Source organism: Labedella populi (assembly GCF_004078655.1).
In the GTDB taxonomy this organism is placed as follows: domain Bacteria; phylum Actinomycetota; class Actinomycetes; order Actinomycetales; family Microbacteriaceae; genus Labedella; species Labedella populi.
Map to the genome: position 1 here is coordinate 1,045,831 of NZ_RZNC01000001.1, position 12,115 is coordinate 1,057,945.

At 68.6% G+C, this 12,115-nt stretch carries 10 protein-coding genes; 3 read left to right on the forward strand and 7 right to left on the reverse strand.

Annotated elements, in window-relative coordinates; genetic code table 11:
• Positions 1-51: 51 nt before the first annotated feature.
• From ELQ92_RS04970 to ELQ92_RS04990, 5 genes are read right to left on the reverse strand one after another with little or no spacing between them, the layout of a single operon-like run.
• Complete coding sequence (locus ELQ92_RS04970) at positions 52-819, reverse strand: FadR/GntR family transcriptional regulator (RefSeq protein ID WP_243694868.1); 768 nt, start codon at positions 817-819, stop codon at positions 52-54.
• Positions 816-1,604, reverse strand: coding sequence for a 3-oxoacyl-ACP reductase (locus ELQ92_RS04975; protein WP_128497825.1), 789 nt, complete (start codon positions 1,602-1,604; stop codon positions 816-818). Before ELQ92_RS04975 ends, ELQ92_RS04970 begins: the two co-directional genes overlap by 4 nt.
• Complete coding sequence (locus tag ELQ92_RS04980) at positions 1,601-2,995, reverse strand: aldehyde dehydrogenase family protein (protein WP_128497826.1); 1,395 nt, start codon at positions 2,993-2,995, stop codon at positions 1,601-1,603. The genes ELQ92_RS04975 and ELQ92_RS04980 overlap by 4 nt, the downstream gene beginning before the upstream one ends.
• Complete coding sequence (locus ELQ92_RS04985; protein ID WP_243694869.1) at positions 2,992-3,744, reverse strand: gamma-glutamyl-gamma-aminobutyrate hydrolase family protein; 753 nt, start codon at positions 3,742-3,744, stop codon at positions 2,992-2,994. The genes ELQ92_RS04980 and ELQ92_RS04985 overlap by 4 nt, the downstream gene beginning before the upstream one ends.
• A 52-nt stretch (positions 3,745-3,796) precedes the next feature.
• Complete coding sequence (locus tag ELQ92_RS04990; protein ID WP_128497828.1) at positions 3,797-5,161, reverse strand: glutamine synthetase family protein; 1,365 nt, start codon at positions 5,159-5,161, stop codon at positions 3,797-3,799.
• A gap of 228 nt (positions 5,162-5,389) precedes the next feature.
• Here ELQ92_RS04990 and ELQ92_RS04995 point away from each other — a divergent pair, with 228 nt between their 5' ends.
• Together ELQ92_RS04995 and secA are read left to right on the forward strand one after the other, a co-directional pair.
• The gene (locus tag ELQ92_RS04995; RefSeq protein WP_128497829.1) at positions 5,390-6,919 is read left to right on the forward strand and encodes an amino acid permease; all 1,530 of its coding nucleotides are present in this window, start codon (positions 5,390-5,392) and stop codon (positions 6,917-6,919) included.
• A gap of 212 nt (positions 6,920-7,131) precedes the next feature.
• Positions 7,132-9,993: a preprotein translocase subunit SecA gene (secA, locus tag ELQ92_RS05000; RefSeq protein WP_128497830.1), complete on the forward strand. Its 2,862-nt coding sequence runs from the start codon at positions 7,132-7,134 to the stop codon at positions 9,991-9,993.
• Positions 9,994-10,047: 54 nt separating this feature from the next.
• On the opposite strand, the gene ELQ92_RS05005 is transcribed toward secA, so the two are convergent.
• A complete protein-coding gene (locus tag ELQ92_RS05005) occupies positions 10,048-10,539 on the reverse strand; it encodes an Rv3235 family protein (protein ID WP_243694870.1) in 492 nt (163 codons plus the stop codon).
• A 600-nt stretch (positions 10,540-11,139) separates the two neighbouring features.
• Between ELQ92_RS05005 and ELQ92_RS05010 the strand changes: the two genes are divergently transcribed.
• Entirely contained in the window at positions 11,140-11,730 is a 591-nt protein-coding gene (locus ELQ92_RS05010) for a hypothetical protein (protein WP_128497831.1), read from the forward strand.
• Between the two features lie 59 nt (positions 11,731-11,789).
• On the opposite strand, the gene ELQ92_RS05015 is transcribed toward ELQ92_RS05010, so the two are convergent.
• Positions 11,790-12,080, reverse strand: a complete 291-nt coding sequence (locus ELQ92_RS05015) for a helix-turn-helix domain-containing protein (RefSeq protein WP_128497832.1) — start codon at positions 12,078-12,080, stop codon at positions 11,790-11,792.
• Between the last annotated feature and the right edge of the window lie 35 nt (positions 12,081-12,115).

The following is a 12,115-nucleotide window of genomic DNA, read 5'->3' on the forward strand; positions in this document are numbered from 1 at the left end:
GCGGTAAACATATACGACCTCCGCGGTCGCAGGGTCCTGCCGCCCCGGTGGTCAGCCGAGGAATCCCCGGAGGAGCGCCGCCGAGCCATCGAGATGCTCCGCCATGGCGCGGTCCGCCGCCTGGGCATCGCCGGTCAGGATCGCGATGACGATCGCCTCGTGCTGTTCGTCGGAGTGCCGGATGTTGCGGTCGAGCAGCGGGATGTCGTCGAGCAGCCGATTCACACGCATCCGGTTGTCCGCGAGCAGCGGGAGCAATGACGGCGAGCCGGTCAGCTCTCCGATGACGAGGTGCAAGCGGGAATCGAGCCGGCGATAGTCGTCGCCCGTGACCGACCGCGTCTCGGTGAGGCTCGTCCAGAGCAACTCCCGTTCGGCGGCCGTCAGCGGGCGCGAGGCGGCGGCGCGTGCTGCCCCCACTTCGAGGATCGACCGGAGGCCGAGCACGTCGTCGATCTCCGCCGGTGACGCGGCGACGGGTTGAGGCTCTCCCGCCGTGGCGGGCCCACGCCCACGTTCGGGAAGCGGATCCCGCACGAAGGTACCGCCGTACCGACCACGACGCGAGAGGAGGTAGCCGGCGGCCGTGAGTTCCTTGATGGCATCCCGCACGGTGTCGCGGCTCACTGCGAGACGGACGGCGAGGTCACGTTCCGGTGGCAGTGCGCCGCCGGGCGAGACAAGTCCCAGGCGGATCGTCTGGAGGAGTCTGTTGACGGTCTCCTCGAACGCGTTCTGTTCGTGGACCGGGCGAAGCACCGCGTCGCCCGCCGTCGTGCTGCGCGCCGACCCGCTGTCGTCGAGCGGCAGCTCGGTCACAGGGGTGTCACGTAGGCCGACCCGATTCCGCCGTCGACCATGAAGCTCGACGCCGTGATGAAGGAAGCGTCGTCACTCGCGAGGAATGCGACGGCCGCGGCGAGCTCCTCAGGCTCGGCGAAGCGGCCGACCGGGACGTGCACGAGGCGGCGGGCGGCGCGCTCGGGGTCGGAGGCGAAGAGCTCGGTGAGCAGCGGCGTGTTCACGGGGCCCGGGCAGAGCGCGTTGACGCGGATGCCCTGCCGCGCGAACTGCACACCGAGTTCGCGCGTGAGCGCGAGCACGCCGCCCTTCGATGCGGTGTAGGAGATCTGCGACGTGGCCGACCCGAGCACGGCGACGAAGGACGCCGTGTTGATGATGGATCCGGACTGCTGGCGCACCATGTGGCGGAGGGCGGCGCGCGAGCACAGGTACACCGACGTGAGGTTGACGTCCTGGACGCGCTGCCACGCGGGAAGCTCTGTCGTCTCGATGGAATCGTCGTCAGGAGGGGAGATGCCAGCGTTGTTGAAGGCGATGTCGAGCCGGCCGAACCGTGCGACGGTCGCGTCGAACAGATGGTCGACCGAGTCCTGATCGGCCACGTCGCAGCGGATGAAGACGCCGTCGACCTCATCGGCCGCCGCGGCGCCCGCGCGTTCGTCGAGGTCCGCGATGACGACGGTCGCCCCCTCTGCGGCGAAACGGCGGGCGGTCGCGAGCCCGATGCCACTCCCTCCCCCCGTGACGACGGCGATCCGCCCGCCGAGGCGGCGGGTGAGGTCGATGGGGGGCACGGTCATGGGGTCTCCTCCGGTGCATCGGTGATGGGTGCGTCATCGATGGCGAAGAACACGTTCTTCGTCTCCGTGAATGACAGCGGCGCGTCGGGGCCGAGCTCGCGGCCCAGGCCAGACTGCTTGAACCCTCCGAACGGTGTCGAGAACCGCACGGACGAGTGCGAGTTCACCGACAAATTGCCGGACTCGACCGCGCGTGAGACCCGGACGGCGCGCGACAGGTCACGTGTCCAGATCGAGCCGGACAGGCCGTAGTCGGTCGCGTTGGCGAGGGCGATCGCGTCGGCCTCGTCGTCGAACGGCACGACCGAGACGACGGGACCGAAGATCTCCTCCCGGAAGGCGCGGTCGGTGCGCGCCGGCGTGAGGACCGTCGGCGCGAACCAGAAGCCGTCCCCCGACGGTGCCGAGCCACGGAACGCCACGGCGCTGTCGTCGGGAACGTATCCGCTCACCTTCGCGAGGTGCTCACGGGAGACGAGCGGACCCATCTCGGTCGCGGGATCGAAGGGGTCGCCGACGATCACAGCCGTGACCGCCGGCTCGAGCAGCTCGAGAAAGCGATCGAAGACACGACGCTCGACGAGGATGCGGCTGCGCGCGCAGCAGTCCTGGCCGGCGTTCTCGAAGACCCCGGACGGAGCGGTGGCGGCGGCTCGCTCGAGGTCCGAGTCCGCGAAGATGATGTTCGCGCTCTTGCCTCCGAGTTCGAGGGTGACCCGTTTCAGCTGGTCGGCGGCGCGAGCCGCGATGAGCTTGCCCGTCGCCGTCGACCCGGTGAAGACGATCTTCCGCACATCCGGATGGGTCACGAGCCGGTCCCCGACCACCGATCCGAGCCCCGGCACCACTTGGAGGAGGTGCTCCGGCAGCCCGGCGGCCACGCCGATCTCGGCAAGCCGGAGCGACGTGAGCGGGGTCCACTCGGCGGGTTTCAGCACGACGGCGTTTCCGGCGGCGAGTGCCGGGGCGAATGCCCACGACGCGATCGTCATGGGGAAGTTCCACGGAGTGATCACTCCCACGACGCCGATCGGCTCGTGGAAGGTGATGTCGAGGCCCCCGGCCACGGGGATCTGCGAACCGGCGAGACGCTCAGGAGCGGCGGCGTAGTAGTGGAGGACGTCACGGACGTGGCCCGCCTCCCATCGCGCTTGCGAGATCGGGTGCCCCGAGTTGCGCGCCTCGAGTTGCGCGAGCTCCTCGACGGCGCCGTCGACGGCGAGAGCGAACGACCGCAGCCCGGCGGCACGATCAGCGGGGGAGAGTCGGGCCCAGCCGCGCTGGGCCGTCACGGCCCGGGCGACGGCGGCGTCGGTGTCCTCGACGTCGGCGAAGTCCACCGCGGTGAACGGTGCGCCCGTCGAGGGGTCGATGAGGCTCGTCGCGGTCATGCCGGTACTCCTTCTCTGCCTCGCGGCCCGTCCGCGTGCGGCTCCAACGATCGCCGCTGCGCGACGGTCCGCGCGGCGGTGACGGTGGCCTCGAAGAGGCGGAGGTCGTCGAGGTCCTCCTCCGGGTGCCACTGGACGGCGACGACGAACGTCGCTCCGGGGAGCTCGACGGCCTCGATGACACCGTCGGTCGTGTGAGCGCTTGCGACGAGCCCGTCGCCCAGCCCGTCGACGGCCTGATGGTGGTAGAGCTTCACGCCGACGCGGTGCCCGACGATCCGCTCGAGCACGCTGTCCTGCCGCACTGACACCTGCGCCTCTGAGAAGACGCCGCCACCGAGCTGGTAGCGGTCGTCCCCGATGATGTCGGGGAGGTGCTGGTGCAGGGTCCCTCCCCGCAGCACGTTGAGGATCTGCGCTCCGCGGCAGATCCCGAGGACGGGGAGATCATGATCGAGGGCCGCCTCGAGGAGGTCGAACTCCCACGCGTCGCGGTCCGGCCGGGGGTCGTCGGTGTGGGAATGCGGCGCCTGACCGTAGCGGGCCGGCTCCACGTCCTTCCCGCCCGTGACGACCAGTGCGTCGAGACCTGCGACGACGCGCCGCGCGATGCCCGGGCCTGTGGGTTGCGGAGGCAGCAGGACGACCGTTCCGCCCGCTCGCGTGATGGCCTCGATGTACACCTTCGGCAGGAACGACGCCGGAACGTCCCAGACCCCGGTCCTCGACTGCTCGAGGTAGGTTGTCATTCCGATGATCGGTCGGTACGGTTCGGCCTCATCCGGACCGGCCATCGTCGAATCAGAGGCGCTCGAAACCACGGACCCTCTCCCAATCGGTCACGGCGGCGTCGAAGGCGCTCTGCTCGACCCGCGCGGCGTTCAGGTAGTGCTCGACGACGTCGTCGCCGAAGGCCTCACGAGCGACGGTCGACGCGCCGAAGAGCGTTGCGGCGTCACGCAGGGTCGACGGTACGCGCTCGGCGTCGCTCTCGTACGCGTTGCCCGCGAGGGGCTCGCCGAGCTCGAGCTCCTGGTCGATCCCGTGCAGACCGCCCGCGATCAACGCCGCGACCGCGAGGTATTGGTTGACGTCGCCGCCGGGCACCCGGTTCTCCATCCGCATGGAGGGTCCGCGGCCGACGACGCGCACGGAACACGTCCGGTTGTCGAAGCCCCACGCGACGGCTGTCGGCGCGAAGCTCCCGTCGGCGAAGCGCTTGTACGAGTTGATGTTGGGGGCGAGGAAGAGGGTGAGTTCGCGCAGGGTCGCGAGCTGCCCGGCGATGAAGTGGCGGAACATCGGCGACATCCCGTCGGCCGCATTCGCGTCCGCGAAGACGAACGCGCCGTCCGATCCGCGGAGGGAGAGGTGGATGTGGCAGCTGTTCCCCTCCCGCTCGTTGAACTTGGCCATGAACGTGATGCTCTTGCCGTGTGCGTCGGCGATCTCCTTCGCCCCGTTCTTGTAGACGGAGTGGTTGTCGCAGGTCGCGAGGGCGTCGGTGTACCGGAAGGCGATCTCCTGCTGGCCGAGGTTGCACTCGCCCTTGACGCCCTCGCAGTACATCCCGGCGCCGTCCATACTCACGCGGATGTCGCGGAGCAGCGGCTCCATCCGCGTCGAGGCGTGCAGGGCGTAGTCGACGTTGTAATCGCTCGCCGGCGTGAGGTCGCGGTAGCCGCGCTTCCAGGCGTCCCGGTACCCGTCGTCGAAGACGATGAACTCGAGCTCCGTGCCGACGTACGGCACGAGCCCCCGCTCGGCGAGCCGCTCGATCTGGCGCTCGAGGATCCGGCGGGGCGACTGCTCGACGGGGCGCTCGTCGAGCCAGTGCAGGTCGGCCGTCACGATCGCGGTGCCGGGGAGCCACGGCGCCAGTCGCAGCGTGTCGAGATCGGGGATCATCGCCATGTCGCCGTAGCCGGTCTCCCAGCTCGACATGCTGTAGCCACCCACCGTGTTCATCTCGACGTCGACGGCGAGCAAGTAGTTGCAGCACTCGGCTCCGTGTTCGGCGACCTCCTCGACGAAGAGGCGCGCCGACACGCGTTTACCGACGAGGCGGCCCTGCATGTCCGTGAAGGCGACCACGACGGTGTCGATGTCTCCTGTCGCGCTCAACGCCGAGAGGCGCTCGAGGGTGAGGTTGCCTGTCGTCGTCATGGCTGCTCCCGCGGTTAAGGTCGGTTCGCGCTCATTCAAGCACACGGAGACAGCCGCCGGAGCCGCTTCTGTTACACGATGTTTACAACCAAAGGTTGGTCAGGGGTACCAATCCAGGAATAGTCTCTCGCTCAATCGCTCCGCCTCAACTCGATCCCAGTTCTCCGCTCCACCGCAGTTCTCCGCTCCACCGCAGTTCTCCCCGACCACGCAGAGAAAGAGGACCAGATGGCCGCAGCAGACAAAGTGAGCGTCTCGGGAGTGAGCTACAGCCGCGCAGAGGCCGGCTACTTCGAGAAGCGCAGCCTCAAGCGAACCGCCGGCTTCTGGGGGATCTGGGGCATCGGCATCGCTGCCGTCATCTCGGGCGACTTCTCGGGCTGGAACGGCGGCCTCGCCGTCGCGGGCTGGGGCGGTCTCGTCATCGCCTTCGGCCTCGTCATCGTCATGTTCCTGCTGATGATCAACAGCATCGCGGAGATGGCCGCGGCGATGCCGCACACCGGTGGGGCCTACTCGTTCGCGCGCGCCGCGATGGGGCCATGGGGCGGATTCGTCACGGGCTTCGCCGAGACGATCGAGTACGTCATGACGACGGCCGTCGTCACGTACTTCTCCGCGCAGTACGCCGACCAGATCCTCGACACCCTCGTGGGCGTCAGTCTTCAGGATCAGTCGATGATGTGGGTCTGGTGGGTCGTGTTGTACGGGATCTTCGTCGGTCTCAACTCCATCGGAGCGAACACGTCGTTCCGTTTCGCCGTCATCGTCGCGATCATCTCGCTCGGCATCCTCCTCGTCTTCGCGGTCCTCTCGGTCACTTCCGGAGCCTTCGACGTCGCGAAGCTCTTCGACCAGCCGGTGCAGGAGGGTGGCTCGGTTTTCCTCCCGTTCGGTTTCTGGGCCGTGATCGCGGCGATGCCGTTCGCGATGTGGTTCTTCCTCGGCATCGAGGAGCTCCCGCTCGTGGCCGAGGAGGCGCACGACCCGGAGAAGGACATCCCGCGCGCGAGCATCTGGGGGTTCGTCACCCTCATCGTCACGGGCGCAACGGTCCTCCTCCTCAACCCCGGCGTGCTCGGCGCCGAGGCGACGGCCGGCTCGCTCGAACCGCTCCTCGAAGGATTCCGCTCCGTCATCCCGGCAGAACTCGCGGCCGTGCTCTCTGCCTTCGCGCTCATCGGTCTGCTCGCGTCGCTGCAGGGCATCATGTTCGCCTACGGCCGCAACGTGTACTCGCTGTCCCGTGCCGGCTACTACCCGAAGTTCCTCTCGCTCACCGGTGCCCGGCAGACGCCCTACGTCGCGCTCATCGCGGGAGCGCTCGTCGGCTTCCTGTCACTCTTCCTCGCGGAGTACGGCGGCGCGACAGCCGGTGGCATCGTGCTCAACATCGCGGTGTGGGGAGCGGTCATCGCCTACATGCTGCAGATGGTGTCCTACGTCATCCTTCGGCGCCGGTTCCCGAACGCCCGGCGACCGTTCCGCAGCGTGTTCGGGGTGCCGGGCGCGATCATCGCGGGCGTGCTCGCGTTCGTCATCTGGATGGGGGAGAACCTCAACCCCGCCTACACGCCGGCCATCGTCGCCGCGATCGTCGTCTACGTCGTCGCCCTCGTCCTGTTCGCCCTCTTCAGCCGCCGCAACCTCGTGCTGTCGCCGGAGGAGGAGTACGCGATGTCGGGGGGTCTTCACGGCGACCCGGCCGCGGAGGGGTACGGGGGAGCCGTCGAGGACGAGATCCTCGGCCGGCGCTGACCGTCCGCGCTCCGCCGGATCGCGCAGTGCCGGTCCTCCCAGTGCCGGTCCTCCCAGTGCCGGTCCTCGTCGTCACAGGCGATCCGCCCGTTTTCAGCGTGTGGTGAGCCGCCCGGACTAGCATGGGACGGTGCGGGGTGACGCCCTGCCCGAGAACATGCACCGGCCGACGATAGAGGTCGATGTCGACGACGCACGAGTGGAGTATGTCCGTGGCCTCAGTACTGGAAAAGGTCCTCAGAGTCGGCGAAGGCCGGATCCTTCGACGACTGCAGAACATCTCGAAGACGGTCAACTCGCTCGAGGACGATTTCACGAACCTCAGCGACGACGAACTCCGTAACGAGACCGTCGAGCTGCGTGAGCGGTACGAGAAGGGCGAGTCGCTCGACGACCTCCTGCCCGAGGCCTTCGCGGCCGTTCGCGAGGCGGCGAAGCGCACCCTCGGAATGCGTCCGTTCGACGTGCAGATCATGGGTGGTGCGGCCCTCCACCTCGGCAACATCGCCGAGATGCGCACCGGTGAGGGTAAGACACTCGTCGCGACGCTCCCGGCGTACCTCAACGCGATCGCCGGCAAGGGCGTGCACATCGTCACGGTCAACGACTTCCTCGCGACGTACCAGTCGGAGCTCATGGGGCGCGTGTTCCGCGCACTCGGGATGACCACGGGCGTCATCGTCTCGGGCCAGAACCCCGCGCAGCGGCGCGAGCAGTACGCGGCCGACATCACGTACGGAACGAACAACGAGTTCGGGTTCGACTACCTGCGCGACAACATGGCGTGGCAGACGAAGGACATGGTGCAGCGCGGTCACTTCTACGCGATCGTCGACGAGGTCGACTCCATCCTCATCGACGAGGCGCGGACCCCGCTCATCATCTCGGGCCCCGCGTCGGGCGAGGCGAACCGCTGGTTCACCGAGTTCGCGAAGATCGCGACGCGTCTCATCGAGGGCGTCGATTACGAGGTCGACGAGAAGAAGCGCACCGTCGGCGTGCTCGAGGCGGGCATCGAGAAGGTCGAGGACCACCTCGGCATCGACAACCTGTACGAGTCGGCGAACACACCGCTCATCTCGTTCCTCAACAACGCCATCAAGGCGAAGGCGCTCTTCAAGCGCGACAAGGACTACGTCGTCATGAACGGCGAGGTCATGATCGTCGACGAGCACACCGGGCGCATCCTCGTGGGCCGCCGCTACAACGAGGGTGTGCACCAGGCGATCGAGGCGAAGGAGGGTGTGACGGTCAAGGCCGAGAACCAGACGCTCGCGACCGTGACCCTCCAGAACTACTTCCGCCTCTACGAGAAGCTCTCGGGCATGACCGGTACCGCCGAGACCGAGGCAGCCGAGTTCATGTCGACGTACAAGCTCGGCGTCGTGCCGATCCCGACCAACAAGCCGATGAAGCGCATCGACCAGTCGGACCTCGTCTACAAGAACGAGGAGTCGAAGTTCGCGCAGGTCGTCGAGGACATCGTCGAGCGGCACGAGAAGGGCCAGCCGGTCCTCGTCGGAACGACGAGCGTCGAGAAGAGCGAGTACCTCTCCCGCCTGCTCGCGAAGAAGGGCATCCGGCACGAGGTCCTCAACGCGAAGAACCACGCGCGCGAGGCCGCGATCGTCGCGCAAGCGGGGCGGCTCGGCTCGGTCACGGTGGCCACGAACATGGCAGGTCGAGGCACCGACGTGATGCTCGGCGGCAACGCCGAGTTCCTGGCCGTGCAGGAGATGAGCCAGAAGGGTCTCTCGCCGACCGAGACCCCCGACGAGTACGAGGCCGCGTGGGACGACGTGTTCGCACGTGTCAAGGCAGAGGTCGAGGAGGAGGCCGAGAAGGTGCGCGAAGCCGGCGGCCTCTATGTCCTCGGCACCGAGCGCCACGAGTCGCGCCGCATCGATAACCAGCTGCGCGGTCGGTCCGGTCGTCAGGGCGACCCGGGCGAGAGCCGCTTCTACTTGTCCCTCACCGACGACCTCATGCGACTGTTCAACTCGGGGGCCGCTGAGAGCATCATGGGCCGTGGTGTCCCGGACGACGTCGCCATCGAGTCGAAGGTCGTGAGCCGCGCGATCCGCTCCGCCCAGGGTCAGGTGGAGTCGCGCAATGCGGAGATCCGCAAGAACGTCCTCAAGTACGACGACGTCCTCAATCGCCAGCGTGAGGCCATCTACGCCGATCGTCGTCACATCCTCGAGGGCGACGACCTGCATGAGCGCACGCAGAAGTTCCTCGAGGGTGTCATCGACGAGGTCCTCGACCAGCACCTCGCCGAGGGCTCGAGCGAAGAGTGGGACCTCGACGCGTTGTGGGTCGAGTTGAAGACCCTCTACCCGATCGGGCTCACGATCGACGAGGTCGTCCAGGAGGCGTCGACGCGAGGTCGGCTCAACCGTGACTTCCTTCGCCGCGAGATCCTCTCGGACGCGAAGCTCGCGTACGAGCGCCGCGAGGAGCAGCTCGGTTCGCCCGCCATGCGTGAACTCGAGCGTCGCGTGGTGCTGCAGGTCATCGACCGTCGGTGGCGTGACCACCTCTACGAGATGGACTATCTGAAGGACGGCATCGGCCTTCGCGCGATGGCGCAGCGCGACCCGCTCGTCGAGTACCAGCGCGAGGGCTACGCGATGTTCCAGCAGATGATGGGGCAGATCCGCGAGGAGTCCGTCGGCTACCTGTTCAACCTCGAAGTCGAGGTCAAGAGCGCGGACGCCGGCGAGGTCGGAGCCTCGATCTCCGCGAAGGGACTCGCGCGTCCCGAGGGCGAGGAGGAGAGACTCAGCTACTCCGCCGCGAACGAGGGCGGCGATGTCGAGGTCCGCAACCAGCGCGGACAGATCGAGAAGAACGCGACGAACCGTGCCCGTCAGGCGGCCGCGAAGGCCACGGCGACCGGTGCGACCGCGGCGGCGCAGCCGGCGCAGGCGCCCGCGCGACCCGGTCAGAAGCGCCAGCCGCAAAAGCCGCAGCCTGCCGCGCGGGGGGCGTTCGGTCAGTCCTCGGGCGAGGAGGGCGCCGCCGTCGGCAACCGTGCCCAACGTCGCGCGAGCGACCGCAAGTCGAAGTAGCACGTCGCTGCGAGAGGAAGCGGTGGTCCCGATGGGGCCACCGCTTCTTCGTCGTCAGAGCACGTGGATGGCGACGGCTCGCCAGCGCCGATCGACGCCCTCGAGTCGGATGGCGATGGCACGGCTCCGGCGACGTGAGTGGGCGACGACGACTCCCTCGACGACGCCGTCGCGGGGGCTCGTGGCGATGACGCTGCCGATCCGCAGCACGGGGCGCGCGACGGTGGCGCCCGACAGTGTCCGTGCCCTCTTCGCCAAGAGCGAGCGCCGGAGGATGGTGCGGTAGACGTCTTCGTTCACCCAGCGGGCGAGTTGTTCCAACTCGCGTGCACCCGCCAGGACCTCGACGACGCAGCGGGCGAGGTTCTCGAGGAGAGGGCCCGGGTCGGGGAGTTCCGCCGACGGCGTGGACTGACGGCCGAAGAAGCGGTCGATGTCGAAGGGTTCGCCGCGACGTGGGCGGTTCGGCCGTTCTGTGGGCGTCGGAGTGACGGGTGGCAGCGCCGGCTGGACGGCGGACGAGCGAGCAGAGGACGCGGGTGGCATGCGGTATCCCGATTTCCGGACGCCCTCGATTCCTCGTCGGGCCCTCCGGCGCAGCGTGGACCGGCGCCGCCTCGAGTGGCGTGCGTCGTTCAGGTGCTGCGGAGAAGGCCATACCGCCGGTGGCACCGTGCCGGTGGCACCGTGCCGGTGGCACCGTGCCGATGACACCGTGCCGATGACACCGTGCCGATGACACCGTGCCGATGACACCGCGCGGGCGGGAGTCGAGAGCTGGACGTGTGAAGAGACGAGTCCCCGCATCGCGGGGTCCGGGCGGGCGCCTCACGATCCCCACCTCGCGGTGGGAGCCGTGGTGGCTCGTCCGGTGGCAGCGCCTCGCCCCCCAAATCGGCGCGCGTCTGCATCAACCGTGGCCCCCGTTCGGGGGTGCTGTGGCCACGCTAGCGTATGAGCCGATCCCTCCCTGCAGAGGCCGGCTCCGGCCTGTGGAGAGCGTACCCACGACCGTGCGGAGCGACAATGGTCCCCCCTCTCCCCGTATCGGGGGCCAGATGCCGACCGGCCTCCGCTTGGGGACAAGCTCCTCGCGGGACGGGCGGGCGTCGATAGCCTGATCGGGAGCGCGGGAGGAGGCGGCCGATGCGGTGGGACGACCTGTTCGACGATCTCGAGAGCCAGCTCGCGACGGAACGCGACGCGGAGGAGCGCGACGAGCGAGCCGACGAGGAGCGGCGCCGCATCGGGCGACTCCTCCTGCGCGAACGTGTCGAGGCGCTCGCGATCGGTGCGCGTGGTGGCGCCTCCGTGACGATCGAGCTCGGAGCGGAACGTCTCGTCATGCGGCCGACCACGATCGGTCGGGACTGGGTGTCGGGGGAGACCTCGGTCGCCGGCGCGCGATCGCGCGGGTGCATCGTCCCGGTCGCGGCGATCACCGGCGTGATCATCCCGCCGGGCGACGTCGTGCGAAGCCTCTCCGTCCTGTCATCGGCCGGAGCGCCACGGGTGTCGGATCGGATCGGGTTCGCCTTCGTCCTGCGCGACCTCTGCCGTCGCCGCGTCACCACCGAGGTGCACACGGTCGGTGGAGTCCGGACCGGCACCATCGACCGGGTGGGACGTGACCATCTCGACCTCGCCGTCCACGAGTTCGGTGAAGCGCGTCGGCATCGGAACGTCGCCGACATCCTCCTCCTGCCCTTCGCGGCCGTCCGCCGGATCCTGATCTGACCGGGCCGGCATCGGCTCGACGCCGAGCGGGACGGACGCGAGACCCGTGGCCGTCGGCGTCAACGTCGGCGGAGAGCGGAGGCGTCGCGCGGATCGACGAGATCGATGACACTCGCGTCCGCAACCTCGCGCCAGAGGCCCATGCGACGCGATTCCTCGTACTTGCCCGCGATGAAGCCCTCGAGGGCGCTGCGTTCGATGCGCCAGCGCCGGGGACGGCCCACTCGGATCGCGGGCAGCTCGGCCGTCCGGACGAGCTCGAGGACCTCGTCCGACGAGATGTTGAGGATCTCCGAGGCATCGCCGACGGTCAGGAACCGGCCGATCGAGTCTGGGGATACCTGGTCCATGCCTCCCAGTATGAAGCGAGCGGCGTCCCCGGGTA

Bases quoted from the DNA above. Each gene is read 5' to 3' on its own strand.
- ELQ92_RS04980 (WP_128497826.1), bottom strand. From the start codon at position 2,995: ATGACCGCGACGAGCCTCATCGACCCCTCGACGGGCGCACCGTTCACC.
- ELQ92_RS04995 (WP_128497829.1), top strand. From the start codon at position 5,390: ATGGCCGCAGCAGACAAAGTGAGCGTCTCGGGAGTGAGCTACAGCCGC.
- ELQ92_RS05010 (WP_128497831.1), top strand. From the start codon at position 11,140: ATGCGGTGGGACGACCTGTTCGACGATCTCGAGAGCCAGCTCGCGACG.
- ELQ92_RS05015 (WP_128497832.1), bottom strand. From the start codon at position 12,080: ATGGACCAGGTATCCCCAGACTCGATCGGCCGGTTCCTGACCGTCGGC.
- ELQ92_RS04985 (WP_243694869.1), bottom strand. From the start codon at position 3,744: ATGACAACCTACCTCGAGCAGTCGAGGACCGGGGTCTGGGACGTTCCG.
- ELQ92_RS05005 (WP_243694870.1), bottom strand. From the start codon at position 10,539: ATGCCACCCGCGTCCTCTGCTCGCTCGTCCGCCGTCCAGCCGGCGCTG.
- ELQ92_RS04975 (WP_128497825.1), bottom strand. From the start codon at position 1,604: ATGACCGTGCCCCCCATCGACCTCACCCGCCGCCTCGGCGGGCGGATC.
- ELQ92_RS04990 (WP_128497828.1), bottom strand. From the start codon at position 5,161: ATGACGACGACAGGCAACCTCACCCTCGAGCGCCTCTCGGCGTTGAGC.